The sequence below is a fragment of the Pseudomonas sp. RT4P38 genome, assembly GCF_054897765.1.
The window spans coordinates 4425685-4452434 of the sequence record NZ_CM142703.1; the positions used below are offsets into that span (position 1 = coordinate 4425685).

General features: G+C 59.0%; 23 protein-coding genes and 7 pseudogenes. 17 read left to right on the plus strand and 13 right to left on the minus strand.

The window, feature by feature from the left end; genetic code table 11:
- Window positions 1-79: 79 nt before the first annotated feature.
- Window positions 80-2017, minus strand: coding sequence for a bifunctional 5-dehydro-2-deoxygluconokinase/5-dehydro-2-deoxyphosphogluconate aldolase (locus tag ACYZT7_RS20365; RefSeq protein WP_462037974.1), 1938 nt, complete (start codon window positions 2015-2017; stop codon window positions 80-82).
- Window positions 2018-2328: 311 nt separating this feature from the next.
- Between ACYZT7_RS20365 and ACYZT7_RS20370 the strand changes: the two genes are divergently transcribed.
- The gene (locus tag ACYZT7_RS20370) at window positions 2329-3249 is read left to right on the plus strand and encodes a MurR/RpiR family transcriptional regulator (protein WP_462037975.1); all 921 of its coding nucleotides are present in this window, start codon (window positions 2329-2331) and stop codon (window positions 3247-3249) included.
- 76 nt (window positions 3250-3325) lie between these two features.
- The gene (locus ACYZT7_RS20375; RefSeq protein WP_462037976.1) at window positions 3326-3937 is read left to right on the plus strand and encodes a glutathione S-transferase; all 612 of its coding nucleotides are present in this window, start codon (window positions 3326-3328) and stop codon (window positions 3935-3937) included.
- Between the two features lie 211 nt (window positions 3938-4148).
- On the opposite strand, the gene ACYZT7_RS20380 is transcribed toward ACYZT7_RS20375, so the two are convergent.
- On the minus strand, window positions 4149-5087 hold the full coding sequence (locus tag ACYZT7_RS20380; protein WP_462037977.1) for a hypothetical protein: 939 nt from the start codon (window positions 5085-5087) through the stop codon (window positions 4149-4151).
- A gap of 278 nt (window positions 5088-5365) precedes the next feature.
- On the opposite strand from ACYZT7_RS20380, the gene ACYZT7_RS20385 reads away from it, so the two are divergent.
- Window positions 5366-6049: a response regulator transcription factor gene (locus tag ACYZT7_RS20385; protein ID WP_462037978.1), complete on the plus strand. Its 684-nt coding sequence runs from the start codon at window positions 5366-5368 to the stop codon at window positions 6047-6049.
- Window positions 6027-7421 (plus strand): sensor histidine kinase, encoded by a 1395-nt coding sequence (locus ACYZT7_RS20390; RefSeq protein WP_462037979.1) that lies wholly within the window; start codon window positions 6027-6029, stop codon window positions 7419-7421. Before ACYZT7_RS20385 ends, ACYZT7_RS20390 begins: the two co-directional genes overlap by 23 nt.
- A 146-nt stretch (window positions 7422-7567) precedes the next feature.
- Here the strand turns inward: ACYZT7_RS20390 and ACYZT7_RS20395 are convergent.
- Both ACYZT7_RS20395 and ACYZT7_RS20400 read right to left on the minus strand, forming a co-directional pair.
- A pseudogene (locus ACYZT7_RS20395) lies at window positions 7568-7977 on the minus strand (SRPBCC family protein).
- A 27-nt stretch (window positions 7978-8004) separates the two neighbouring features.
- Window positions 8005-8744 (minus strand): annotated as a pseudogene (locus ACYZT7_RS20400) (SDR family NAD(P)-dependent oxidoreductase).
- 62 nt (window positions 8745-8806) lie between these two features.
- On the opposite strand from ACYZT7_RS20400, the gene ACYZT7_RS20405 reads away from it, so the two are divergent.
- The 8 genes and pseudogenes from ACYZT7_RS20405 to ACYZT7_RS20440 form a co-directional block, all read left to right on the plus strand.
- Window positions 8807-9241 (plus strand): LysR substrate-binding domain-containing protein, encoded by a 435-nt coding sequence (locus ACYZT7_RS20405; protein ID WP_462041837.1) that lies wholly within the window; start codon window positions 8807-8809, stop codon window positions 9239-9241.
- Between the two features lie 506 nt (window positions 9242-9747).
- Entirely contained in the window at window positions 9748-11820 is a 2073-nt protein-coding gene (locus ACYZT7_RS20410) for a type VI secretion system Vgr family protein (protein WP_462037980.1), read from the plus strand.
- Complete coding sequence (locus ACYZT7_RS20415; RefSeq protein WP_462037981.1) at window positions 11817-12671, plus strand: DUF4123 domain-containing protein; 855 nt, start codon at window positions 11817-11819, stop codon at window positions 12669-12671. The genes ACYZT7_RS20410 and ACYZT7_RS20415 overlap by 4 nt, the downstream gene beginning before the upstream one ends.
- Window positions 12668-13391 (plus strand): annotated as a pseudogene (locus ACYZT7_RS20420) (hypothetical protein). Before ACYZT7_RS20415 ends, ACYZT7_RS20420 begins: the two are co-directional and overlap by 4 nt.
- A 13-nt stretch (window positions 13392-13404) precedes the next feature.
- On the plus strand, window positions 13405-14199 hold the full coding sequence (locus tag ACYZT7_RS20425; protein WP_462037982.1) for a hypothetical protein: 795 nt from the start codon (window positions 13405-13407) through the stop codon (window positions 14197-14199).
- Between the two features lie 12 nt (window positions 14200-14211).
- Entirely contained in the window at window positions 14212-16398 is a 2187-nt protein-coding gene (locus ACYZT7_RS20430) for a lipase family protein (protein ID WP_462037983.1), read from the plus strand.
- A 344-nt stretch (window positions 16399-16742) separates the two neighbouring features.
- Window positions 16743-17089: pseudogene (locus tag ACYZT7_RS20435) on the plus strand (DUF6124 family protein).
- Between the two features lie 27 nt (window positions 17090-17116).
- A pseudogene (locus ACYZT7_RS20440) lies at window positions 17117-17386 on the plus strand (type 2 periplasmic-binding domain-containing protein); the annotation flags it as partial.
- Here ACYZT7_RS20440 and ACYZT7_RS20445 read toward each other — a convergent pair.
- Complete coding sequence (locus ACYZT7_RS20445; RefSeq protein WP_462037984.1) at window positions 17307-17900, minus strand: DinB family protein; 594 nt, start codon at window positions 17898-17900, stop codon at window positions 17307-17309. The pseudogene ACYZT7_RS20440 and the gene ACYZT7_RS20445 sit on opposite strands and share 80 nt — an antisense overlap.
- 133 nt (window positions 17901-18033) lie before the next feature.
- Between ACYZT7_RS20445 and ACYZT7_RS20450 the strand changes: the two are divergent.
- Together ACYZT7_RS20450 and ACYZT7_RS20455 are read left to right on the plus strand one after the other, a co-directional pair.
- Window positions 18034-18129: pseudogene (locus ACYZT7_RS20450) on the plus strand (RidA family protein); the annotation flags it as partial.
- Between the two features lie 114 nt (window positions 18130-18243).
- Window positions 18244-18561: a DUF2388 domain-containing protein gene (locus tag ACYZT7_RS20455; protein WP_462037985.1), complete on the plus strand. Its 318-nt coding sequence runs from the start codon at window positions 18244-18246 to the stop codon at window positions 18559-18561.
- Between the two features lie 52 nt (window positions 18562-18613).
- Here ACYZT7_RS20455 and ACYZT7_RS20460 read toward each other — a convergent pair whose 3' ends face one another.
- Window positions 18614-19543 (minus strand): pyridoxal-phosphate dependent enzyme, encoded by a 930-nt coding sequence (locus tag ACYZT7_RS20460; RefSeq protein WP_462037986.1) that lies wholly within the window; start codon window positions 19541-19543, stop codon window positions 18614-18616.
- Between the two features lie 69 nt (window positions 19544-19612).
- Window positions 19613-20404 (minus strand): SDR family NAD(P)-dependent oxidoreductase, encoded by a 792-nt coding sequence (locus tag ACYZT7_RS20465; protein ID WP_462037987.1) that lies wholly within the window; start codon window positions 20402-20404, stop codon window positions 19613-19615.
- Between the two features lie 122 nt (window positions 20405-20526).
- Here ACYZT7_RS20465 and ACYZT7_RS20470 point away from each other — a divergent pair, with 122 nt between their 5' ends.
- Complete coding sequence (locus ACYZT7_RS20470) at window positions 20527-21465, plus strand: GlxA family transcriptional regulator (protein ID WP_462037988.1); 939 nt, start codon at window positions 20527-20529, stop codon at window positions 21463-21465.
- Between the two features lie 57 nt (window positions 21466-21522).
- Window positions 21523-21719: pseudogene (locus ACYZT7_RS20475) on the plus strand (methyltransferase); the annotation flags it as partial.
- On the opposite strand, the gene ACYZT7_RS20480 reads toward ACYZT7_RS20475, so the two are convergent.
- The 5 genes from ACYZT7_RS20480 to ACYZT7_RS20500 all read right to left on the minus strand — a co-directional run bounded on the left by ACYZT7_RS20480 (window position 21713) and on the right by ACYZT7_RS20500 (window position 24777).
- Entirely contained in the window at window positions 21713-22390 is a 678-nt protein-coding gene (locus ACYZT7_RS20480; RefSeq protein ID WP_462037989.1) for an HAD family hydrolase, read from the minus strand. The pseudogene ACYZT7_RS20475 and the gene ACYZT7_RS20480 sit on opposite strands and share 7 nt — an antisense overlap.
- Window positions 22391-22468: 78 nt before the next feature.
- Window positions 22469-22876 carry a response regulator gene (locus ACYZT7_RS20485; protein ID WP_462037990.1) on the minus strand — a complete coding sequence of 136 codons (408 nt, stop codon included), beginning with the start codon at window positions 22874-22876 and terminating at the stop codon, window positions 22469-22471.
- Window positions 22877-23021: 145 nt separating this feature from the next.
- Window positions 23022-23303, minus strand: a complete 282-nt coding sequence (locus ACYZT7_RS20490) for a pentapeptide MXKDX repeat protein (RefSeq protein ID WP_462037991.1) — start codon at window positions 23301-23303, stop codon at window positions 23022-23024.
- 71 nt (window positions 23304-23374) lie between these two features.
- Window positions 23375-24160, minus strand: coding sequence for a molybdopterin-dependent oxidoreductase (locus ACYZT7_RS20495; RefSeq protein WP_462037992.1), 786 nt, complete (start codon window positions 24158-24160; stop codon window positions 23375-23377).
- The gene (locus ACYZT7_RS20500; RefSeq protein WP_462037993.1) at window positions 24157-24777 is read right to left on the minus strand and encodes a cytochrome b/b6 domain-containing protein; all 621 of its coding nucleotides are present in this window, start codon (window positions 24775-24777) and stop codon (window positions 24157-24159) included. The genes ACYZT7_RS20495 and ACYZT7_RS20500 overlap by 4 nt, the downstream gene beginning before the upstream one ends.
- Before the next feature lie 267 nt (window positions 24778-25044).
- Here ACYZT7_RS20500 and ACYZT7_RS20505 point away from each other — a divergent pair, with 267 nt between their 5' ends.
- Entirely contained in the window at window positions 25045-25986 is a 942-nt protein-coding gene (locus ACYZT7_RS20505; RefSeq protein ID WP_461970425.1) for a class I SAM-dependent methyltransferase, read from the plus strand.
- On the opposite strand, the gene ACYZT7_RS20510 is transcribed toward ACYZT7_RS20505, so the two are convergent.
- On the minus strand, window positions 25970-26746 hold the full coding sequence (locus tag ACYZT7_RS20510; protein WP_462037994.1) for a helix-turn-helix transcriptional regulator: 777 nt from the start codon (window positions 26744-26746) through the stop codon (window positions 25970-25972). The two genes, ACYZT7_RS20505 and ACYZT7_RS20510, sit on opposite strands and share 17 nt — an antisense overlap.
- Between the last annotated feature and the right edge of the window lie 4 nt (window positions 26747-26750).

Sequence of the window (26750 nt, forward strand, 5' to 3'; positions counted from 1 at the left end):
ATGTTCATGCGTTGTGTGTACGCCACAAAACCCTGTAGGAGCGAGGCTTGCCCGCGAAGAACGATAACGCGGTGTTTCGTCAGGCCCGGGCAGTACGCCAGGCATCGATCAGTTCGACGAACGTGCCCTGCACCTGACGGATCAGCGCTTCGTCATCGATTTCACCGGCCATCCACGCGCGGCTTGGCTCCTGGAAAATCGTCCGGCCCACGGCGAAACCACGGCAGGTCTGGCTCTGGCTGGCCTGTTGAAACCCTTCGGCCAGTGCCGCTGCCGGTGCATTCAGCCCCAGCAACACCACGCCACGGCAGTACGGATCACGCGCCTGAATCAGTTCGTCGAGTTGTTTCCACTCCTCGGCACTCTGCGCTTCGATCTTCCACCAGGCCGGGTAAATGCCAAGGTTGTAGAGGCGTTTGAGCGCGCGATACAGCACGTCCGGATGGGTCGATGGATGATCCTTGGGCGGGATGATTTCCAGCAGCAGCTCATGACCACTGACCTGGGAGGCCTGATACAAACCCTTGATCTGCGCTTCCTGTTCAAGTCGCAGCAGCGGCTCGTCGTCGGGGTGGAATTGCACCAGGCACTTGATGATTTGTTCCTGCGGCCAGGCGATCAGGTTGCTGCCAATAGAGCGCCCATGTTCGAACGCCAATGGCCGCGAACCCTGCACTTCCACCGGCCGCGCCACCCACCAGCCACGACCGGTGGCGGCGTTCAGCGAGTCCTGGCCGAAGCGTTGATCGGCCAGCAGCCCGACATCGGCCTCGATACCCTGCTCGCGCAAATCGGCTTCGACCCGTTCCACAGCCTTGATAAAAAGCTGCTTGAGTTCGCCGATAGCGCTCAGGTCGCGACCGCCCTTGTGCGCCAGTTCCACCAGTTGCCCGCGATGGTCGAAAGCAAAGATGAACAGCTGCTTCCACTGTTTGCGCGGCACGCTGACCTGATGCAAACGCTGCAACACCGCGTCCTGATCCGGCCGGGTAATCGGCACCGGGCTGTTGAATAGATAGTCGAGTTCGGCGCGGGTCGGCATGGCCGGGGCGCAGGCATGGCGCGACACCACCAGACCACCGCAGGCATTGGCCAACTGGCAGCAGCGCTCGTCGCTCGCATCCTCCAGCCAACCGCAGAGGAAGCCCGACATGAACGCATCACCGGCCCCCAACACATTCAAGACTTCCACCTGAACGCCGGGATAAATGGCGCCGTCTTCGAGACGCACTGGAATCACCCCGTGAATCACCGTGCAGCCTTGCGGGCCGAGCTTGACCACTAACGTCGCCGCGCTCAGACGCCGGACATTGCGCAATGCGGTGAGCAGATCCTCGGAACCGCCGGCAATCAGAAACTCTTCCTCGGTGCCGACGATCAGGTCGAAACGCGGGAGAATTTTCTGCACATGCTGGCTGACGTTCTGGTCGGCGACAAAGCGGGTTTCACCGTCCGCCTTGCCGGCCAGGCCCCAGAGCACCGGGCGGTAGTCGATGTCCAAAACGCGTTTGACGTTGTGCTTCTCGGCGTAATCCAGCGCCTGGATGCTCGCCGTGTAGACGCCGTCGGTGGAGAAATGGGTGCCGGTGATCAGCAAGGCCTTGCTGGAGGCAATAAAGGCTTCGTTGATGTCTTCCGCTCGCAGCGCCATGTCGGCGCAGTTTTCGCGGTAGAAGACCAAAGGAAAGGTTTCGCGATCCTTGAGGCCCAGCAGGACCATGGCGGTCAGGCGTTCCCGATCGACCTTGATGCCGCTGACATCGCAACCTTCGCGGGTCAGGGATTCAACGAGGAAGCGGCCCATGTGGTCGTCCCCTACCCGGCTCAGCATCGCCGATTTCAGACCCAGCCGAGCAGTGCCGAAAGCGATGTTGGCGGACGATCCACCGAGGTATTTGGCGAAGCTGCTCACATCCTCCAGCCGCGCCCCGACTTGCTGCGCATAGAGGTCGACGCCAAGGCGCCCCAGGCAAATCAGATCCAATTGACGCCCACTGGCAAAACGAGTCTGGCCCATGTTGGCTCCTGTTATTTTTATCAGCCTGCGTTCAGGGCGATGGTCGCGCCGAACGCTCTTGGTGGATGCAGACTAAAACGTCCGGGACCGAACAATCAATAATTATTCCAAATATTTTTTACATGGAATATTTTTTCCAATAAGCTTTGGTGAAAGCGTTACAGAGGCAGTGCATCGTTTCAGCAGACCTCATACTGACTGCACGCTCAAGATTTTATTCCGGCCTACCCTGTAGACTGCGCACAGCCAACCTATTGTCAGGGGATGACGCTATCCGTCGTCCCTATAAGAACAAGCCAGAAGGATTCCTTATGACCCGCACCGATCAGCCGGCGACGACCGAGAGCACGCCCGACAGCGATCTCGCCAGCCCCCCGATCAATGCCGAGCGTCTGCTGCAACTGATCACCCACGAATACGAAGGCCTGCCGCGCCAGCTCAAGCGCATCGCCAGTTACATGAGCCAGCAAAGCGACCGGATCATGGTTGACCGCATCAGCGACATCGCCCGCGAGTGCGAAGTGCACCCCTCGGCGATCGTGCGGTTTTCCCAGCGTTTCGGGTTCAGCGGCTTCAGCGAAATGCAGGCGCTGTTCCGCGAGGCCTACACCCACAAGACCACGCCGGTGCAGAACTACCAGCAGCGCATTCGCAGCATGATCGCCAACAAGTCGCAGAAGGCCAGCGGCGGCGACCTGGCGCGCGAGTGCATCAATGCGACCCTGTCGGGCATTGAACGCCTGGGGCTGGAACTGGATGATCAGGCCTTCGACAAGGCCGTCGATCTGGTAGTGAATGCCGACAACATCTACGTGGTCGGGGTGCGTCGTTCGTTCGCGGTGGCCGACTACCTGGTCTACAACCTGCAGCACACCAACAAGCGCATTCATTTGGTCTCGGGGCTCGGCGGCAGCTACCGCGAGCAGATGCGCAGCGTACGCGCCAATGACCTGGTGATCGCCATCAGCTTCACGCCCTACGGCAAGGAAACCCAGCATTGCCTGCGCATCGCCCAGCACAATCAGGCAAAAACCCTGATCATCACCGACAGCAACCTCTCGCCCCTGGCCAAGCGCGCCAACACCGTGCTGCTGGTCAACGAAGGCAGTTCGTTTGCGTTCCGTTCGTTGAGTGCGACGCTGTGCCTGTGCCAGGCGCTGTTTATCGCCGTGGCGTATCGGCTGGAATTGAAGGTCGATGAGATTCACGAACAGGTCGGCTTCGAGGATTAGCGCCACGCCGCTTGCAGCTCGCTGAAGCTAAACTAAGGTTGTCCATCCCGAAATGGACATCTGAAGGAGCGGTTCAATGAAGCTGATCGGCATGCTGGATTCACCGTACGTACGGCGCGTCGCCATCTCTGCCAAACGCCTTGGCATCCCACTGGAACACCAGTCGGTTTCGGTGTTTCGGCATTTCGAGCAATTCCAGCAGATCAACCCGGTGGTCAAGGCGCCCACCCTGGTGCTCGACGACGGCGAGGTGCTGATCGACTCGACGCTGATCATCGACTACCTCGAAGCCTTGGCCGGTCCCGGCAACAGCCTGATGCCCAGCGATCTCGCTCAACGCCTGCGCTCGTTGCGCCTGATCGGCCTGGCGTTGGCGGCGTGCGAAAAGTCCGTGCAGCTCTACTACGAACGCAACCTGCGGCCGGCGGATATTCAATTTGAACCGTGGGTGGAGCGGGTCGAAGGCCAATTGGCGGCGGCGTATTCGGCGCTGGAGCGGGAGCTGGAAATGCAGCCGCTGAAGACTGACGGGACGATTGCTCAAGACGGGATTACGTTGGCGGTGGCGTGGAGTTTCACCAATCTTGTGGTGCCGGATCAGGTGGATGTGAATCGGTTTCCACAGATCAGTGCGTTTACCGCGTATGCCGAAGGGCTTGAGGATTTTGTCAGTACACCGATCGAGTAGATAGATTTGTTGTGCCTGCTCGCGATATGGCGGACTACCAGTCAACATCATTGTAAATATCACTCACACAAAAACGCCGCTTCCACCAGAGGCAGAAGCGGCGGAGGCGTGAGCCCCAGTGGTATCAGGTGAACAGAGCGATCAGGATGATGATCGGGATGGGTATGCCAAGAAAGAACAGCAGTAGTGAGCGCATGAGAGTTCTCCTGGGTTAACGAACAGGTACTGAAGTGGTGGATACATAAGCGTCGGTTTCGAGGTACTCGACCGCATCCCGACGACGACCACCGAAAGTTGCAGCAAGGCTGGCGAAAAACGCGCCAATCAGCAGTGCGATGAACATCCACAGCGAAGTCCAGGCAGCGACTTTGGCGGCGGTGTCGGCCGCTTGTTTGGTGGCGAGTTTGGCGTCGGCCACGGCTTTTTGAGTGCGGGCATACACTTCATCAACGCGACGTTCAGCGTCCGCTTGAGTGAGGTTGGTCCGTTGGGCGACCAATTGCGCCAGGTAGGTGCGATCTTCGGCAGCCAGCTGACCGTCGTTGCTCAGGCTGCGCACGAAGATGCGCGTCACGGTGCCATGAGCGGCGTCATCACTGACCGCAGTCGGGCGATCATCGCGGAACAGGCTGTCGACAAAGTAACCGTACGGGTCACTGTTGGTAGTGCTTGCCGCGGTACCCGCCGCCAGCGTCGCGGCACTCGCGGCGCCACCGACCACACTCGCCCCGGCCTGCACGCCACTGCCGACAATGCTGCTGACCGAGCCGACCACCAGCATCGCCGTCACCAGCGTCGCCACGCACCAGGCGAGAAAACCATGGGCGGTGTCACGGAAGTAAACCTCATCACCGTGCATGTACGCCCATCTCACCCGCAGACGGCCGGCGATATAACCGCCAAGCCCGGAAGCAACGATTTGCGTAGCGGCCAGCCAGACAATCGTTGAAATACCCAGGCCCTTGGCGCTCACGCCTTCATGGGCCCAAGGCGATACCGCCGAAAAACCCAGGCCAAAGCCGAGCAACACGAGGATCAGCGACAACGCCGCCGCCGCAGCGGCCCCTGCGAATATCGCCCCCCAGGACACGCCAGAAAGCGTGCTCGTTTCTTCGAAGGCAGGAGAGAAACCATCAGAGGATCTATTCATTGTTATATCGCTCCAGGCAGGAAAGATGGCGTTACAACTCTTCAATAAAGAAAATGCAGTCACCGTGCCAGTCGCCAACTTTTAATAAATCGCGGTATTTCAATAGGTTATAAAATTTTAACTTCCAATGACCATGCAATTTGCAAGGAACTGCCATTTGCAGCGGGTTTTATGCATTGACCAAACAGGCGCCTGCATGAAGTTTTATTTAGAAAGCCTGCACTCATTTCTTGGCAAAATGCCGCACACCGTTGAGTACTCCTAATCAGGCCCGCCCTATGACCCGCATCTTGACCATCGAAGACGACGCCGTGACTGCCCGGGAAATCGTCGCCGAATTGAGCAGCCACGGCCTCGACGTGGATTGGGTCGACAACGGCCGAGAAGGTCTTGCGCGCGCGGTCAGTGGCAATTACGACCTGATCACCCTTGACCGCATGCTGCCCGAGCTCGATGGTCTGGCGATTGTCACCACGCTGCGGACCATGGGCGTGGCCACGCCGATCCTGATGATCAGCGCCCTCTCCGACGTCGATGAGCGTGTGCGCGGCTTGCGCGCTGGCGGTGACGACTACCTGACCAAACCGTTTGCCACCGATGAAATGGCCGCCCGGGTCGAAGTCTTGCTGCGTCGGCAGAACACCGTGACCGCCCAGGCCACCACGCTGAGGGTGGCGGATCTGGAGCTGAACCTGATCAGCCATGAAGCCAGTCGCAACGGTCAGCTGCTGACGCTGCTGCCCACCGAGTACAAATTGCTGGAATTCCTGATGCGCAACACCGGGCAGATTCTGTCGCGGATGATGATTTTCGAAGAGGTCTGGGGTTATCACTTCGACCCCGGCACCAACCTGATCGACGTGCACATCGGTCGGCTGCGCAAGAAGATCGACCCGCCAGGCAATGTCCCACTGATTCGAACCGTGCGAGGCTCGGGTTATGTCATTGCTGAACCCCTCTAACGGCTGGCGCTCGTCCAGCAGCCGTTTGCTGGCGCTCTACAGTTCGCTGTTCGTGCTCTGGAGCGGGATTCTCATGGGGGTCATGTACTACGAGGTTTCCGCTTACCTGGACAACCTGGCCAAACACTCGCTGATGCAACGTCAGCACCTGTTTTCGCACTTTTCGGGCGAACAACTGGCAGACGCCCTCGCCATCAGCATGACCTTCGACATTCGCGGCATCGACGCCTATGGCCTGTTCGATGACCAGCATCGCTACCTCAGCGGCGCTCTACGCCATATTCCCGAAGGCCTGCCGCTGGACGGCAGGATCCACATGCTCAGCGACTGCGCCGATTCCGACGACCCGACCCTGCCCGCCGACAGCTGTGATGCGGTGGCGACCCAGACAAAGGACGGACGCTGGCTGGTGCTGGTGCGGGACAACGGTTCGTTGTTCGCCGTCACCCGGATCATCCTTCATGCGTTGCTCTGGGGCGTGACCTTGACGATTCTTCCGGGTATCGCCGGTTGGCACTTGTTGCGCCGTCGGCCACTGCGGCGAATTCGCGGGATTCAGGCCAGCGCCGAGGCCATCGTTGCCGGCGACCTGACCCGGCGACTGCCACTGTCCAATCGCCGCGATGAGCTGGATATGCTCGCCGCCATCGTCAACGCCATGCTCGAACGCATCGAGCGCTTGATGAACGAGGTCAAGGGCGTCTGCGACAACATCGCCCATGACTTGCGCACGCCGCTGACCCGCCTGCGGGCGCAGCTGTACCGGATTCAGCAGCAAGCTGACGAGGGTTCAACGCTGGCCGTGCAACTGGATACAGTGCTCGGCGAGGCGGATACCTTGATGGCGCGTTTTCGAGGGTTGCTGCGGATTTCCGAGCTGGAAGATCGTCAGCGCCGCTCGGGTTTTGTGCAGCTGGATCCGGTGCCGTTGCTGCAAGAGTTGCACGACTTTTACCTGCCCTTGGCGGAGGAAGGCGAACTGGTTTTTCAACTGCAATTGCCGGAGTCGTTGCCTGCGTTGAACGGTGATCGAGCGCTGTTGTTTGAGGCGGTGGCGAATTTGTTGAGTAACTCGATCAAATTCACGCCGCCGGGTGGCGAGGTGGTTTTGCGTGGGATCAGTGACGGGGGGCATACGCGGATCGAAGTGCTCGATTCAGGGCCTGGAATTCCGGAGGCGGAGCGCGAGGCGGTGTTTCAACGCTTTTATCGCGCCGACGCTGGCAACCAGAAAAGCGGGTTCGGGCTGGGGCTGTCGATTGTCGCGGCGATTGTCAGCCTGCATGGGTTTACGCTGGAGGTGGGCAGCAGTGAACTCGGCGGTGCGCGGTTGGTGCTGGATTGTCGGCAGAGCCCGATTCCACAGACCTGACACTAACTCAAGAACAAAGTAGATCCTTGTGGGAGCGAGCTTGCTCGCGATGGCGGAGTGTCAGGCGACATCATTTTTGCCTGATAGACCGCTATCGCGAGCAAGCTCGCTCCCACAGGGTTTTGTGGTGTTTGCCACAAGGTGCATCAGGTCGGGTAGTTGGCCCGCAGCGCTTCAAGCCCGACCTGATAAATCCCGCTAAACAACTCCGCAACCTCTTCATCACTCACACCGACCGGCATAAACCGCCCCGACCACGTCACCCGAGCCCCCTGCCTAGCGCCTCAACCCTGATAGTCGCCCGATAGTCGGTGGCCGGAAACGGAGCCTGCAGGATCGAATAGCTGTAAGTCTTCCCAGCGTTATCAAACGCCTCTAGCCGCTCAACCACCACCGCCCCATCCGCCGTTTGCAGGCTACGCACCCGCCCGCCTTCACTCAGTTCACTTTTCGGAATGAACGGCAGCCAGTCCGGCAGCGTGTCGAAGCCGCCGATCAATTGCCAAACCTCGTCGGCCGAAGCCGGAATGTCGATAAACGCTGATGCAGTTGCCATGTCATGTTCTCTCTCAATCAATAAGGTTCAGATCGCCATGCTGTCGACAACGCCGCCGTCGACTCGCAAAGCCGCGCCTGTAGTGGCCGAAGACAGCGGCGAGGCGATGTAGGCCACCAGGTTGGCGACTTCTTCGACATCCGCCACGCGCTGGATGATTGAACTCGGCCGGGCCTTGCGCACAAAGGCGTCGGCTTCTTCGCGGGCGCTGCGGCCGGATTCGGCGGTGGCGTCCTTGAGCATCTGCTCCAGGCCGTCGGTGAAAGTCGGGCCGGGCAGGATCGCATTGACCGTCACCCCGGTGCCCGCCAGCCGCTTGGCCAAACCATGGGACACCGCCAGGTTGGCGCTTTTGGTCACGCCGTAGTTGATCATGTCGGCCGGGGTCGCCACACCGGATTCCGAGGACAGGAAAATCACCCGGCCCCAGCCCTGCTTGACCATATCAGGCACGTAATGCCGTGAAAGAAATCCACGTCGTTGAAGATCCCGAGGTTGTTCACCAGGATGTCCGCCCGTGGTTCGGCAGCGAATAACTGTTCGGCGCCTTCAGCCGTGCCGAGGTCTGCAGTCAGGCCACGCAACTTCGCGTCCGGCACGCTCTGGCGAATGCTCGCCAGCGCCTGTTCGACCTTGGCCGTTTCGCGGCCGATCACCACCACGGTGGCGCCGGATTCGGCCAGTGCCTTGCTGATGCCCAGGCCAATGCCAATGCCAGCGGTGCTGCCGCTGACGATGGCGAGTTTTCCAGTCAAATCGATTTTCATGCTCAAGCTCCAATGGTCGGCAATGGCGCACGTTCCGAAACCAGCTTCGCATCGCGCATCGCCTGCCAGAACGCTGCGGGAATAACAGCCGACAGCGCGGCAACGTCCTTGGCAATCCGGTCCGGACGGCTGGACCCAGGAATCACCGCCGCCACGGCCGGGTTAGCCAACGAGAACTGCAACGCAGCCGCCTTATCGCATTGGTCAGCGAACCGCCGACCGAAGACGATCCGGATCTGCTTGGCTTCACCCCGGACATCCGCATGGAAGCCACCGGCCCCTCCACTGCATTGGCTCTGGTGGCCTCCGGACTAGGCATCGCCATGATTCAGAAAGGCTTGAGCCGCAACGCACCGCCGGGTGTGGTGCTGCGGGAAGTGCCGTGGATTTCCTTCACCACACCGCTGTGGGCCGCATGGCACCGGATCAATCTGCGACCGCTGGTGGAGACGTTCAGGAAAGTGTTGACTGAATCAGGGCCGGTTCACAGCGGCTGAAATTTGCGCAGAGGCAGCTGACCTCATCGCGAGCAAGCTCGCTCCCACAGGTGAACGCGGTCTACTGTGGGAGCGAGCTTGCTCGCGATGACGCCGGCCCGAACACCGCAAATCCAACGCGTGAGGTTATTCGATTTCGGCTTTCGTTTGGACCTGATGCGCAAGGATGTACGTGTTCGGTGGTCAAGCAGTTCTTCGATCAGGCCTTGAGTGATGGCGACCCGGCACGGGATATGACGCATGTGCTGCAGATGCTGCAGATGCTGGAGCAGTTGGCGGGCGTTACGTTGCGAGGGTAGGTTCAGTCACCTCCTCGCCCTCGCAGCTTTGGTTATTTGTTACTGCATTTTGGGAACCGTCTGACATCAATTCGCTTGCGCCCTTGTTAGCGTTGCACTGAACCCGGCTTCAGGACGTTCTGTTGTGATCAGGCCATGGAAGGTCTTTCACACGTGTTGCATCAACGTCCCCGAGCCTGTGCCACGTCACCAGACAAGGAACACTGGATGTTTGACGCTAACCCACACGCCCGTTTCAGCCTCACGATCAACGACTTCAAACATGACCTTCAGGTGCTCACGTTCACCGGCAAGGAGTTCATCAGCCAGCCTTACGCCTTTGAGATCGAGCTGGTCAGCGACAGGCGAGACCTGAACCAGAGCGACCTGTTGAACAAACTGGCCTTTCTCGCCTTCAATGACGCTGGCGACGGCATTCACGGGCAAATTCATTGCGCAGGCAAAAGTAGTCTCGGAAATGGCCTGACCCGCTACAGCGTGACGCTGGTGCCTCGGTTGGCGTACTTGGACCATTGCATCAATTGCCGCATTTTTCAGCAAATGACCGTCCCGCAAATCATTGCGCAGGTGCTGGAAGACCACGGCATTCATCGTGATTTCCACCAGTTTCAGCTGGGCAGCGTTTATCCGGACCGTGAGTATTGCGTTCAGTACGACGAGTCCGATAGAGCGTTCATAGAACGCCTCTGCCAAGAGGAAGGCCTGCACTACCACTTCCAGCACAGCCGCGAAAAACATGTGATGGTGTTTGGCGACGATCAGACTGTGTTTCCCAGGCTCGACCGCCCGACGCGCTATAAGCATGACAATGGCATGGTCGCCGAAGAGCCTGTGATCCACCACTTTGACGTGCAAGTGAAAGCAGGCACCAGCCGCACCACTCGCCGCGATTATGACTTCAACAAAGCGCGTATTTTGCTGGAGGCCGAGAGCCGGTCTGATATTTCCAGGACTCAGCCGGATCTGGAGGATTACCAGTACCCCGGTCGTTTTACCCAGCGCGATCGCGGCAAGCTGTTGAGTCGACGCGCACAGGAGCGTCACCGCGCCGAGTGCCGTGTGGCGCGGGGTAAAAGCGATCAACCGGCGCTGCTCTCCGGGCACTTCCTGCCACTGTCCGAACATCCGGACGAAGAATGGAACGACTTGTGGTTGCTGACCGAAATCGAGCATGAAGGGGCGCAACCTCAGGTCCTGCAAAAGTACGCGGCATATACCGGCACCGGCGATGAAAAAGGCTTTCAGGGTTATCGCAACCAATTCCTCGCCACGCCTTGGGAAGTGATCTACCGCTCGCCGCTGACCCATGACAAACCACGCATCGCCGGCTATCAGAGCGCAGTGGTCACCGGCCCGAAAGGCGAGGAAATCCACTGCGACGACTACGGTCGGGTCAAGGTGCAGTTCTTCTGGGACCGCGAAGGCCGTCACGACGATAAAAGCAGTTGCTGGCTGCGGGTCTCCTCCCTCCTGGCCGGCAATGCCTTTGGCGGCGTCGCCGTGCCGAGGGTAGGCATGGAGGTCCAGGTCAGTTTTCAGGAAGGCGACCCCGATCATCCTGAAATCAGCGGCTGCCTGCCCAACAGCGCCAACCCGGTGCCCTACGAATTACCCGCCAACAAAACCCGCAGCGTATTCCGTTCCCGCAGCTCGCCGGACAGCAAAGGGTTCAGCGAACTGCACGTTGAAGACCGTGCCGGCCAGGAATTGATTTACCTGCGCGCCCAGCGGGATATGGAACAGCGGATAGAGAACGACAGCCGTCTGGAGGTCGGCAACGAGCTGCGCACCACCGTCAAGGGCGACAGCTTTACCGTGCTGGAAGCCACGGAGCATCGAACCACGACCGGTGACCGGCACATACAGCTCAAGGCCAACGATTACCTGCAAGTTGCCGGCAACAGCCACACACACGTTGATCAGACGCTGGCGCTCAGCGCTGGCCGGTTGTTTGTTTTTGAAGCCGGCGATCAGATCATTCTGAAAGCCGGGGCCAAGTTCTTGATCGAAGCCGGTGGTGAACATTTACAGGTAGGCGGCGGCGGAATATTCGGCAGCAGCGCATTCCAGATTGGTGGAGCTCCGATGCGCGTACCAGCCGCCTCAGTCGCCGCGCCTCGGTCAGTTGATGGCTTGTCTGTACCACCTGAACTGCCGCCTATGCTCGCATCGTCCCAACCCGGACTGATGGCGGCAAGCAACGCGCTGGCGGCGGACTTCTGCCCGATCTGCGAAGCCTGCCGCGAGGGCGTCTGCCCAACGGAAGGAGCGGCCGCATGATCAACACACTCCCCCGCCAATGGATGACCGAACAGCGCCGATCTGGCCATGAACTGTGCCTGGTGCTGGACTCGCAGAACGAACGCGAAACCCGTCAGCTGTTGTTGAAGTCCAGCGGACATGACCAGTACCTGAGCGTCTACAACGGCACCACCCTCGCGAATCTGGCCGATGCCGGCCCGTTTATTTTCACGTTGGATCAGTCCGGCGACAGACGCCTCGATAACCTGCTGGATCATCCCGAACGCAACTGGGGCTGGCTCGCGAGCGTGGAAAAAGGTGCCTTGCGCGGGGTGGTCAATCACTGGCAAGAGCGGCTGATTGTCGGGACGCGTCCCTATCAGGTGCTGTATCGCTTTCACGACAACCGAGTGTTGAGTCGCGCGCTGAAACATCTACCGGCTGAAGAGTATCCGACCTTCCTCGGGCCGGCGATCAGCGTCTGCTACTGGGACGGTATAGCCTGGAAAACAGCTATAAGTCCTGCCCCCGGCACGTATCCCGTGCCGGACAACCCACTCTGGTTGCGCACTCCCCTGCCCCAACCGCAGACCTCGGAAATTCGCCGGCTCAACGCCCATCGTTACTTGCTGGCCGAGCATGTTGAGGCCTACGCCAACCTCGCCGAATTGCATGACCCTGATGCGTGGTTGCGTGAGCGCTTGGCCTTGGCGGATGCGTGGGGTTGGTTGGAGCCAGAGCAGTTGGAATTTCTATTGATTCAGAGTTTGCAGGCGCCGGGATTTACGTTGTCGCCGCAGTGGGAGGTGCGGGGGGATGAGAGTCCGGTGGAGCACTTTGAACGGGTGCGGCAGTTAGTGGGGTTTTGGCAGGGAGATGCGCCGTTATGAGGCGGATAGCAGGCATTGCAGTTGTGGGTTGTTTTCTTGCGTTGGTCACGGGTTGCTCTAGTGGGCAACCGAGCACATTTACCTTCATCGCCGATTTGCCGCCCGATTTTGCTTACGTCGCGGCGGTCTACTACGTACCCGCCGAGGGTGAAACCTGCACGGTTGAAACGAAGGATAACTTAGCACCTGTTTTCAATTACGAATGGCGAAAGGAATACAAACCCGATGCTGAAATAGAGATTCGCATAACGCGCAAGGGCTGCCCGCTGGTAGTTAGGCGCGTCAAGCTGGAGATCAACTCGGCGTACGGAAAAGATCGAGGCGATTTGGGTAGGGAAAGCGCCTTGGTCGTCATCCGCCATGAACTGAAGGAGCAATCCAAAGGCACTTTCAGTGGAACAGGTGAAAGCACCTTTTACGGTCAATGCCAGTGGCTGTTTCGCACTTCAGGCAAGCCTCGCATCCTCAGAAAAGTCCTTGACTGCAAAGCAGCTGATGCACAGGGCACGTTGGACCGGGGTCATCTATTTTCCGGTTACGGATGAGGAAAGACCCGCCATTGGGGACACCTGGGTCAAGGTACCTAATGGCTGGAAACGCTGTATGGGCGATAACTTTGAAGATCAATACGCGTTTTGCTTCGGAAATTACGAAGACTTTAGCAGCTTCAAAATGGTGGATGGACGCGCCTGCACTATTTACCCCGGCTGCACGGAATAAGGACATTAATCACATGCCAATCTTTTCTTCGCAGCAGAAGTTGCTGCTGAAATTTTCTGCCTCGAGTTGTTGCATCGCAGTCATCGCAGGCTGTGCAAAGAGTCAGTCGAACACATTCACATTCACCGCCGATTTACCGCCCGATTTTGCCTACCAAGCCGTCGCGGAGTATGTGCCCGCAAAGGGCGAAACCTGCACCGTGCCGGGGGGAAGAGATACGGAAGTTGGGTACAACATGAAATGGCGTGAAAGTTACGCGCCGGACTCTGAAATCGCTATGTACAGAACAGTCAGTGGCTGTCCGTTGGTGATCTGGAAAATTGATCTGGTAATCAATTCGTCTTATGGCAAAACACGGCGGGACTTTAGCGGAGACGGCGCCGCCGTAGTCATTCGCGACGAAGTGGAAGACCAGTACAGAAGCACCTTCAATGAAGCTGGCGAAAGTATTTTTTATGGTCAATGTCAGTGGCTATTTCGGACCTTAGGCAAGCCTCGCATCCTCAGAAAAATCCTCGACTGCAAGGCAGCTGATGCACAGGGCACGTTGGACCGGGGTCATCCGTTTTCGGCTTACACCCTCGATCAGCTTCCGGGCAAGACCGTGAAAATGAAAATCAAGTTGGCCAAGGAGGAAAAGCCGGGCTGGGGCGACACCTGGGTCGAAGTGCCTGGTGGATGGAAGCGTTGCCTAGGGAAAGGCTTCGAAGACGAACGCGCTTATTGCGATGGTAATTACGACGATTTTAGCACCTTCAAAATGGTGGATGGGCGCGTCTGCACTATTTACCCCGGCTGCACGGAATAAGGAGATTTTGACATGACATCATTGGAAAAAGAGATGGAGTCACGGCTAAGCAATCGCGTGCTTGCCTGCCCGGCTCAAGGTAAGTGGAGTAGTTTTCAGTTGGTCGATGAGAGCGGCTCGGGTGAGCCTTACGCAGGGTTGACCTACGTTGTCACGGACTCAGAGGGGAAGAAATACACGGGATCTCTTAACGCTACCGGTGCCGCAAAGGTTGATGACCACTTTGCAGGGCCGATTTCGCTGACGTTTGATGAGAAATATCAAGGTGCTATTCAACCCTATAAAGATCTCAGAAAACGACCGCACTACCCGCTCGAGATAACCGAACTTCAGGTACGAGCCGAAGGAACCCGGTATCGAAATCAAAATTCAACCCGCACCAAAAAGAACCCTGCACAAGCCTGCGCCGACGCTTTTTTCCAGGTGGAAGTGCGGCATCTAGTCATAGATGTCGCGCATTTACCCCCAGAAGTTTATCGCCATTATCCTCACCGTAAGGGCACGGCAAAGCTCATGGGCAAACATGGTGAGTTCGGCGTCGCTCTGGTACCGCAAAAACACAATGTATTGGAAGTGCGCCCAATGCGGGCGCTACGGCCGATGCTGTCGACCAGCCCCGAATTCTGCGTATTGAACCTGTACCAATTGGCGCTGATGGCAACCTTAAGTTATTGCCCATTTGGCCAGCAGCCCGACAAACAACCTGTGGAATCGCTGACCGTCACCTTCCCGATACAACCCAGCGTTGGAAACTGGTTCGGCGATGCGTTGGCAAAGTCTGATGAACTGTGGCGTGTCGATGCGGCGCAGACCAAAGTTTTCCACCCTCTGTATGAGGATGTGCCGTACTCCAAGCGTCTGGAAATTGTCCCGTTCGACCCAAACCTTTATGCCGTCAACAAGCCTGGCCTGAAAAATGATCAGGAAAACCCTGCGAAAATTCACTTTCTCGATGACAGAAAGCAGGGGGCGAAAGCGACTGATACCCAAGCGTTCATTACCCACAACGACGAACTGATCCTGATTTCCGTGCGTGGCACATCCGAACTTAAAGCAGATGCCCTGCGCGATGCCGATGCCCTCCAAGTGCCATTTGAAGATACCGAAAGCAAGGTGCACCGCGGCTTCTACGAGTCCGCAAAAATAGCTCACGACTTCGTTGTGAATCACTTGGATAAATTCTATTCAGGGCAAAAATTGCTGATCTGCGGCCACAGCTTGGGGGGCGCCGTAGCATTGCTACTTTCGGAGATGCTGCGTCGTAATCCTGAGCGCTACGCTATCCAGCTCTACACCTACGGCGCGCCCCGCGCTGGCGACGCCAACTTTGTCGCCGGCGCGAAGGACCTGATCCATCACCGCATCGTCAACCACAACGACCCGGTGCCGAGCGTGCCCGGCAGCTGGATGGACACCAAGGCCGGTGTGTTCGGGGCGGGGTTAGCCTTGACGTTTGTCAACGTGCCGGCTGGTTTGTCGGTGTTCTTTGCGGGTATCACTAACTGGACAGGCGAGCCGTACGATCACCATGGCTCGTTGAGGCACTTCATGCCGGTGGAATTTGCTCGTGGGAAAATATCCGCGATCCTGTGGGACCCTGGCTGCGACACCATCACCCAGCATGCGGCGTGCTCCTTGGCGATTCAGCAGAAAAACGGGCTGCCGCATCGGCCGCCATTGCTGGCGCAGATCTTCCAGGCTGGAAATCATTTGATGACCGGCGGGTACATTCCGGCGTGTTGGGCCGTTCTGCTGCGGTGGAAGGAAGCGCACGAATCGAAAAGGTCGCGGGTTACAGATCTCGAGTTCAATTGGGTCGCCGGGGCGCTGGCACGAATCACCCGGCAGCTCAGGCAAGAAGAAGATAATTTGCCGGGGCGTTCGGATGCCTACGCTCGCACCCGAGAGAACAACATCCGCGCGCTGAGGCTTGAACGGAGCAAGATTGAGACCACAGTCAACCGACTGAAAAAGATCCGTCCTGAGAGGATTAGCGCACAAGACCTTTACGGATCGCTGTCAGAACAGCCCGAGGAGCTGACGAAAAACGTCGATCGTTGGCTGGCGCATCCTGAAAACAAGGTCAAGGACCCGTTAGCCATGGCGCCGGTGGACCCGGATGGCGATGCGCTGATGTCTTCGACCTATGGGCATACCATCGGGGCACCGCACACGCTGGATATCGATTCGTACCGTTAAACATCCCGTGTTTAAAAGCCTTCCAAGTAACTTCCCGAGAGCTACAGCGCCTTGCGTCATTGCCTACGGTTACACCAGAATCCGCCGGCTTGTGCGCCTTGGGCCTGGGCTTTATCGTTTCCCGGTCGCTGAATAACAGCGATGGGGTTTGGTAGCCCAGGTATATGAGGTGTACGGCATCATCATTTTCAGCGTTTTTTCTCTGCATTATGGTGGCCATGCACAGGGCGTCTTCGGGCGCGCCGGTCTCCTCATATCCCGGTCTACCAACCTGCGTATGGCCACCACCCTTTGTTTGGTAGCGAAGCTGATGGCTCCTTTTTTGCGATATGAGGAGTTCAACCATGTTAAAGGTCACACCGAATACCCCGGACCCCGATCCAGTATCCCCCTCCGAAAACCCCGATCAGAAAAACTCCACGAAGACGCCGACCGCATCCCGTCCTATGCCGACATCCGAGCCACCCCGCGCAGACTCACCACGATGTACGTCATCGATCCGCACATCAACACCGAAGACCTGTTGGGTAACGCATGCGAATCGCTGGCCTCCGCCCATGTCATGACCATGGATCTGGCAGATCGTACGGATGGGTCGAGCCGCAATACCCTGCTGGGCATAGCCCAAGTCATCATGCTCGGCGAACTCGCTGTGAACCGGGCGCTGGATCGCATAGACCCGCCAACATAGCCAAAATTCTTGTGGGGCGACTACCGTCGCTCGCGGCGAGTGGTTCTGGCGGTCCCGCAGTTCTCAGGCCTGCGGGCCTTGCTGGCGGGCACCGAAATGCTCGCCACAGTGCCGGATTACGCGGCGTGCGCGTTGATCGAAGGCAGCAGCCAGTTGCGTGCCGACGACCCGCCGTTTGACATCGTACTGTCCGAACTGTCCATGGTCTGGAACGGCGTCAACGATAACGATCCGGCAGAACGTTGGTTGCGCTCGCGTATTGCCCAACACATGTCGGCCGAACTGCCGGTGCTCTGAGCGCGTTGAAATCCGGATCGGTCTCGCGCAGGTATATCGGCATGTCCGTCATCGGCGGCATGGCCGGAATGTCGAAATACATCTGGATCACCCAACCCCGGTGATAACTGGCGTGATTGACCACATGCATCAGCATCGCGCCGGCGCTCATGGTGCCGCTCTCCCCCGAGACAAAGGTGAACTCGACCGGTTTATCCAGCGAGACATCGGTTTGCCGGGCGCTCCAGTCGCAGTACCAGCGATCGATGTCCTTTTGCGCCATGCGCAGCTCGGCGAGATCGGGATGCAGCAGATCGTGTGACGTCTTGAAGCCGTGCCCTCGGCCTTCGAGGTGGGCCTTCCAGATGCAGTCCACCACGTAAATGTGGTTCAGGGTGCCGATCATGTTCTTGAACACCGACACGCGCTCTTTGTTGACCTCACCTGGCGGCAGCGCGGCCAGGCTGTCAAAGAGGCGCTGATTGGCCCAGCGCTTGTAATCGGCAAGCATGCGGGCAGTGCGTACGTTGATCATTAGAGGTCTCCCATTGCAATGGGCGTAATTCCAAGCATACCCCTCACAGTGAGCGGCATTGCAAACGCTGATTACCGGTCGCCAAGCGCCTCGACCACCCGATCGGCCGGGCCACTGATGACGAAGTCGGCAGCCGGCAGGCCACGCTCCGGCCCGCGCCTGTGGCGAAGCAAAGCTGGCTGATCCAGAGTTATTGGTGGAGATCATCGTGTGTGCGGCGAGGGGCTGAGCGTTTTCAGAGGCAGTCTTTGGACTGATCACGCATCGACAGGGAACTCCTGGCGACCGCCACGCATCCTAATAGATGAGGTACTTCCTTTTTTGCTTCACAGAGGACACCGTCATGCGCCGTCTGATGATCATCTCTTCCCTTTTGCTGTGTTTACCCTTCGGCTCCGCTATGGCCAAAGTGGATGCGGGCGATGTCGCCACGTCAGCCGGGGTTTCCGCATCGCTGTACTCGACGTTCAAGGATGACAAACGGGTGATTCCGGCCCGAGATGACGCCTCCAGCTTCGTGGCCAGTGGTGGCGCAATTCGTGGTGTTTATCTGGAGTCATACTTAAAGCAGATTCGTCAGGAACATCCAGGTCTCAACGCCAGCGACGAAGACCTGGCCAGAGCCATCCTCGTCCAGGATGGGATTGCTGCGGGTCAATGAAGGCTGAAAAAGTAGCGGTGGGGCTCGCGACACCCGTATAGCGTTTGCAGCCCTACCGTGCTTCAGCGCCTGATAAACGCGCCCAACCCGCCACCAATTGCGCGCTGATGCTCACGCCGCCGCACACCACAATCACTGCATCATGGGCATCGGCAATCGCCGGATGGTCCAGGTATCCAATCGCCAACGAAACGCCACACGCCGGCTCGACCAACTGACGCAGGTCGTTGGCGTAACGGACCACGCCCATGATCGCCTCGTCATCGCTGAGCACCACACATTCGTGCGGAAAATCGACGATATGCTGCACCGGCCAGGCAGCCACCCGAGTCGCGCCGAGCGACCTGGCGACCGTATCGATCCGGGGAAATATGACCGGATGTCCGGCACTGACAGCGGCGGCAAAAGACGCAGAACCCTGGGTTTCACACGCGATGATCCGGCAGTCCATGCGATTGTGGCGGATCAAGCCGGTGAGAATCCCCGCCAGCAAACCTCCGCCCCCTACCGACATCACGAACGCATCGACCTGAGGACAATCCTCGAGGATTTCATCGACCATCGTGCTGTGCCCTTCCCACAGCACCGGGTGATCGAAGGCTGGCACGTATTCGGTGTCTGCGCCCTGCGCGAGTTCCTTGGCCCGTAGATTGGCTTCGTCCCAGACCTTGCCATGGACGATCACCTCGGCCCCGGTTTTCCTGATCCGTGCGCGGGTGGTTTCCGGCGTGGTGTGCGGCACCACAATGCAGGCTTTCAACCCCAGGCTGGCAGCAGCCACGGCGGTGGCAAACCCGGCATTGCCGCCCGAAGGACAGATCACTTTGCGTTTACCCTGCTCCGCCGCCTGGCTGCACAAGAGCCCTATGCCGCGAAGTTTGAATGAGCCGCTGGGTTGCAGGTTTTCCAGTTTGAGCCAGATTCGTCGGGTTGGGGTCGACAGGTCTGGATACAGAATCAAGGGCGTTCTGATGTGAAGCATTTGTGGAGCTCCTTAAGGGTGAACGGTCCTAATCCAAGCTTAGTTCACCCTGCCCCGGCGGTGACCGTCTCAGCGATAACGCGGTGCCGCCGTGGAATGGCCGAACAAGCCTGAAAGCGTCTGGCGCTGGGCTTCGTAGGCGTTCCACTGATCGCCTTCGTGCAGGCCCGGAAGGGTCACCACTTCGCCGCTCGCCAAGCCCGTCAGCGCGGCATCGACCATGTCCTCGGCAGACATCACGATCTCTTGCGGCAGGTTTTCCACCGGGTTGCCGGCCTCACTCCAGAAGTCGGTGGCGGTGGCGCCTGGCAATACGGCCTGGATACGAATGCCTTTGTCCGCCAGCTCGCGGTGCATGGATTGGCTCAAGCCGAGAACAAACGCCTTGGTCCCGCCATACACGCCGTTGAGTATTTCCGGGGCGATGGCAACGATCGAAGAGATATTGATCACAGTGCCGGTGCCGCGAGCGACAAAGCCTGGCACCACCGCGTAAGCCAGGCGCATCAACGCGGTCACGTTGAGGGTGATCATGTCTTCCATGTCATCCACGGGGCTGCCGAGCAGCGGCATGACAGCGCCGACCCCGGCATTGTTGACCAACAGGGTGATACTGGCGTCGGAGCGCAGAATCGCTTCGACCCGCAGCAAGTCGGCCTTGTCTTTTAAATCGGCGGCGACCACTTCCACGGCGCGGCCGGTTTCGTTACTCAGATGGTTGGCCAAGGCGTTCAGTTTCGCCTGGCTGCGGGCGACAAGAATCAAGTCGTAACCCTGTCGGGCGAGTCGGTCGGCATACACCGCGCCGATACCCGAAGAGGCGCCAGTGATCAGTGCGGTGCCTTGGGATGAGAGGGCCATGTCGATTTCCTTCACAGTGAGGCGATATCTTCGCCGGTGTGAACCGTTATAGATTGACTCACGCTCGTCTCAAATGACGTTTAAAGTACGTTTTTAGGACATGACCTTTTGAGGACACCTCAATGACTTCCGTGGCGTTTGTAGTGTTTGAAGGGTTCCAGTCCATGGCGCTGGCGGCCATGCCGGTGTTCGAGTACGCCAACTTCAGCGCTGGCGAGACGCTCTATGAAGTGAGCGTGGTGTCCGAAGATGGCCGCACGTTGCGTGCTTCCGGCGGTTTGAGTGTCGGCACCCAGGCCTTTGGTGAGCAGGTGTTCGATACGGTGATTGTGGTTGGCGGCGATGCGATCCTCGAGCAGGCACCCGAGGGCGTGCTGAATTACCTGCGTGCAAACGTTAAAACCGTACGACGAACGGCGTCGATCTGCTCCGGAGCGTTCGTCCTGGCCCAGGCGGGTTTGCTCGACGGACGGCGGGCCACCACCCATTGGGCTTATGCACGGGAGCTGCAAGCGCGGTTTCCATCGATCAAAGTGGAAGAAGACCGCATCTACGTCATCGACGGTTCGATCTGGACTTCCGCCGGGATGACCGCCGGCATCGACCTGGCGCTGGCCATGGTTGAAAAGGATCACGGCGCCGCACTGGCCCGTTCCGTGGCGCAGAAACTGGTGATGTACCACCGCCGTGCGGGAGGCCAGTCGCAGCACTCGGCGCTGCTTGAACTGGAAGCGAAATCCGACCGCATTCAGACCGTCCTCGGCTATGCGCGAGAGCACCTCACCGAGACGTTGTCGGTGGAGCAACTGGCGGACGTCGCGCGCCTCAGCCCTCGGCAATTCAGTCGGGCCTTCCGGGCGGAAACCGGTCAATCGCCGGCCAAGGCCATCGAAAACCTGCGTCTGGAAACGGCGCGTCAGATGCTGGAGCGCGGGCGACTGCCCCTCGATCAAATCGCCGAAGAGTCGGGCTTCAGCGACTGTCGCCGCATGCGCGAAGCCTTCCTTCGAGCGTTCGGGCAGCCGCCACAGGTGATTCGGCGCAATGCCCGTTCGGCGTAGGATGAAACGTCTCGGGTCCACGTGTGGAGATGCAGATGAAAATCTCGGCCAAATTGGCGTTTTTCGCCATTGTCACCACCCTCGCCTACCTCGGCCTCGCGGTTTGACGGGATTTATCGCACCTTGCGCAACCCCAGTTACCTGGGCCTGGTGATCAATGCCGTGGGCTGGGTACTGGCGTTTCGTTCCGGCGTTGGCCTGTTACTGGGGCTTACTGCGCCCGCAGTTGGCGGTTGATTCCTGGGGTTTACTGACGGCCACGCGGCTCAAGGCGCAGCAGACCTTCGGCCGCCACGCGGCAGTCGACTGCCTCATAGCTGGCGAGTTTGGCGTGCGGGGTCTGAATCGGATGGTCGTGGGTCGCGGTCACCACGATCAGGTCCGCACCCGCCGCTTCAGCCGCGAGAATGCCTACGGTGGCATCTTCGAATATCAGGCAATCGGCCGGTTTAACGCCCAACCTCTCAGCCGCCAGTCGATAGCCCGCGGGATCGGGTTTGCCGGCACTGACGTCTTCGGCAGTGACCATCACCAAAGGCTCCGGAATGCCCGCCGCAGACATCCGCCGCAGCGCCAGTGCCTTCGGCGCCGAGGTGACGATCGCCCATTGGTTGGCGGGCAGCGACTTTAGAAAGTCTGCCGCGCCAGGCACCTCAATGATCCCCTCGACATCCTCGATTTCCGCCTCGGTGATGAACGCCGCTTCAGCCTCGGCATTCACCCCGGGCAACGCCAGACGATTGATGGTGTCGATGGCGCGAACGCCATGGATGGTGGGCAGGAATGAGACGACATCAACGCCGTGGCGCAAGGCCCAGGCCGCCCAGATCCGCTCGGCAGCGGCGATGGAATTGAGGACGGTGCCATCCATATCGAACAGAAAAGCGCGGTAAGGGGTGTTGAAGACGGAGTCGTGAGCAGACAAGGGGGTGCTTCCTCTCGCAAGTGCCAGGCGGGTTCGCCGAGCAATGTAGCATTTGCGAGGCAGGATCTGCCGCAGGTTCTACAGGGTACGTTTCGACTTCAAGGCAGCGTCCACACAATCCAGCAACTGCCCAAGCGCCCACGGTTTCTTGATGAATGAAACCGAATGCCTGACCCCGGCGCTTTTCGGCGTTTCGAAGCCAGACATGATCATGATCGGTTTGTCCGGCCAGCGGTCGCCAAACAGATTGGCCAGGTCCGCGCCATTGAGTTTGCCCGGCATGGTGATGTCCGTGAGCAATAGACGGACGCCTTCGGAGTGTTGCTCCAGATACTTCGACGCAGCATCCGCGCTGGCCTGCGGTTCAACCACAAAGCCTTCGTCCTGAAGAATTTCGCAGAGAAAATCCAGGATCAGCGGGTCGTCCTCCACCACTAGAATCAACCCGCCAGGGAGATGATCGCCCGCCGTCGATACTGGTCTCATGACTGTGCCACTCCCTGATTGCCTAAATGATTTCGCGCGCTTATATCCGCTGCTTATAGGTATGAGCAGCGGACTCGGCGGAAATTCATTATTGATACAACCGGATGATGAAATCAGGGTCTGGCCTCGAAGAAGGGTGTTCAGATCAGTACGACGGAGCGTCTTTTTTCAGGGTGTCCTTGGACATCGTGTCCTTCTTCACTTCGTCCTTGCCCATGGCGTCCTTGGACAGGGTGTCTTTCTTCATCGTGTCCTTGCTCATGGAATCCTTGGACATGGCGTCCTTTTTCATCGTGTCTTTAGACATTGAATCCTTGCTCATGCTGTCGTTGCTCATGCCGTTATGGGTTGTTGCATCGGCGGCAAACACGCTGGCGGCGCCAAATGCCAGGCACATGGACAGTACGGTGGTCGCTAACTTTTTCATGATGAAACTCCTTGAAGCACAGGTTGCGAATGAGCGCAGCGAGCGCTGCGCAGTGAAGTGGCCAGGCGCCATCAGCTGCCACCGAACCAGTTGTAGCCCTGGTCTTCCCAGTAGCCACCCGGATAGGTGTTGGTGACGAACATCGCCTGAATGTGTTTGGGATTCTTGTAGCCCAGCTTGGTGGGCATGCGCAGCTTCATCGGGAAGCCGTACTGGCGAGGCAGCACCGCGCCGTCATAGGTCAGCGTCAACAAGGTTTGCGAATGCAGTGCGGTGGCCATGTCGATGCTGGTGTAGTAGTCGTCCGCGCATTTGAAGCCGATATACTTGGCATCCGTGTCGGCACCGACCCGCTTCAGGAAGTCGCTGAACCGTACGCCGCCCCAGCGCCCGATCGCGCTCCAGCCTTCGACGCAAATGTGCCGGGTAATCTGTTCGATCTGCGCCATGGCTCGCAGCTCTTCGAGCCGCCAGCTGCGCTTGTCCGCGACCAGCCCGGTCACTTCCAGTCGGTAACTCTCTTCCTCCACCGTCGGCGCCTCGTCGATGCCGTAGAAGGCATTGAAAGGAAACGGCCGGGTGATCATTGACTCGGGATAGGTCGGCGCCAGGGTATTGGGGTTGAACAACCAACCCTGCACCCGATCGTTGAATCGGGACATCGAGGACAGCGCGGTTTCGACGCTTTTGTTGTCGGTGAGGTTGCAGCCGGACAACATGGCCACGCCGCCGAGGGTCAGGCTGCGCATCAGGAACGAGCGTCGTGAGCGGTCCTCGATCTGTGGGGCAATGATTTTCCTGGCATCTGTCAGGATGGACGACTCGTCCAGCCCTGAGCCTTGAATGCGCTTTTTCATACGGGCTCCTTGTGACCGACAATCATGGCCCACAACGTTTTGGGAACCAGCGCGACCATCACCAGATGAACCGCGACAAAGGCCACCAACAGCGACATCGCGATGAAGTGCACGTGCCGTGCGCCTTCGTAACCGCCCAGCAGTTCACGCAACAGCGGAAATTGAACGGACTGCCACAACACCAGCCCGGAAATAACCAGGAGCGTGATGTCGAGCATCACGAACAGGTACGCCACCCGTTGCACCTGGTTGTAATGACTCAGATCGGCATGCCCCAACCGCCCTCGCAACCCCGCCCACAGGTCATGCAGGACACCGTTAGGCGAAACCGGGAAAAAGCGCCGTTTCAGACGACCACTGACGAGGTTGATGATCAGGTAGACAAGACCGTTGACGGCCAGAAGCCACATCGCCGCGAAGTGCCATTGCAACGCCCCGCCGAGCCAGCCACCCAAGGTGATCGTTTTGGGAAAACTGAAGTCGTACAGCGGGGAAGCGTTATAGATTCGCCAACCGCTGGTGACCATGACCAGCACCGCCAGGGCGTTCAGCCAATGGGTCAGCCGTAGCCAGCGGGGATGTGTGCTGACCGTGGGTGAAGCAGGTAACGGCGACATGATGGGCTCCCGGCGGTTGATCATTGGAGCCGATTATGTGAGCCGATAGATCGCTAAATCCTCACGTAAAGTTAAATTAAACGTGACAACTCCCCCCAATAACCTGTGGGAGCGAGCTTGCTCGCGATGGGGGCCTGACATTCAACATTGAGTTTGACTGACACTCCGCCATCGCGAGCAAGCTCGCTCCCACAGTTTTTTTGCGTGGTCCGCCCTTGGCTCAATTGTGTTTAAAATGCCGCCCCTTCTCATTGCCGACGCTGCCCGATGAACTCAGACGCCCTCTCCACCCTCCACGACCATTTACTGACGGCCCTGGCAGCGGCCCCCGCCGAAACCCGTCGGCTGTTCCACGGTCGTGGCCGGTGCTGGCCGGGGCTGGAGCAATTGACCGTCGATTGGCTGCAGGGTGTGGTGCTGGTGTCGCTGTTCAAGGAACCCGAAGCATCGCAACTGGACGCGTTGAAACAAAAGCTGATGGACGTCACGCAATCGCCTGCGTGGACGCAATCCGGCGCGCACACACTGTTGCTGCAACATCGCTACCTGCTGCAAAGCACGACCGAGTGGCTGTTGGGGGATGCGATCGACGAGATGACGATCACCGAGGGCGGTCTGCATTACCGGGTGGACCTGGGCCGCAAACAGAACACTGGCCTGTTCCTCGACATGCGTTACGGCCGCGACTGGGTGCGGGCCAATGCCCAGGGCAAGCGCGTGCTGAACCTGTTCGCCTACACCTGCGGATTCTCGGTGGCGGCCATCGAGGGTGGTGCAACGCACGTGGTCAATCTGGACATGTCGAGCCCGGCACTGAGCCGTGGCCGCGACAATCACCGGCTCAACGGCCACGACTTGAGCAAGGTGACTTTCCTTGGTCATGACCTGTTCAAGTCCTGGGGCAAGGTGATCGGCAAGGGCCCTTACGACCTGGTGATCATCGACCCGCCGTCCTTTCAGAAAGGCAGCTTTCTGCTGACCAAGGACTACCAGCGCGTACTGCGCCGGCTGCCGGAATTGCTCGGCCCCCAGGGCACGGTTCTGGCGTGCATGAACGATCCGGCGTTCGGTCCGGACTTCCTCATCGACGGCGTCACCCGCGAAGCACCGAGCCTGCGTTTCGAGCAACGGCTGGACAATCCGCCGGAGTTTGCGGACGCCGATGTTGAATGCGGGTTGAAGGCGTTGGTGTTCAGGCTGGAGGATTGAGCACCAACGCAAACAACTCACCATGCCCATTCACATTGAGCTTGTGATAGAGGTTGCGCCGGTGCACCTTCACCGTCTCCGGGGAAATGCCCATCTGTTGGGCGATGGCCTTGCTTGAGAAGCCCTGGAGAATCAGTCGCGCCGTTTCAATTTCCCGCACCGACAGGCGCGCGTCGAAGCGATCCAGCAAGGTCGCCAGATCCCCGGCCACCGCTTCGGCGGCCGGTCCTTCCGGCGGCATCAATTGCAGGTGACGGCGCATCGCCGCCAGCACCCAATCACGCACACAGAGCAGGCGGCCCTGCTCTTCAGGGCTGAACCGCGTCGAGCGCCCCAGGGACAAACCGAGCACGGCGCCATCGACGTTGACCATGAACTGCAACTCGTCACCGCCCACCACGGTGCGGAAGTAGCTCAGGTAGTACTCGCTTTGCTGGAACTGGTCAGGTGCGACCGAGTCGAGGCTGTGCAAGCCATCGGCAATGCCGGCGCAGGCAGCCTGATAAAACGGATCGAGCAGGTACATGCCGGCGCTGTAATCCGCCAGTTCTTCATGCTCATCCGCACTGCCTTTGGCGTCGAAATCAATCAGCAGGCGCGGCACCCGCCCGGCCCGCATCACCGCGACCAACGCATTATCCAGCGGCACCAGCAGGCGCAGTGTGTCGACCAGCGCACGCCAGAACCCGTCCTGCCCCACGGCACCAAATACCCGTGCCAGCCCTTGGTGCACCGGTAACTCTTTCAACAACGCGTCCACGCAC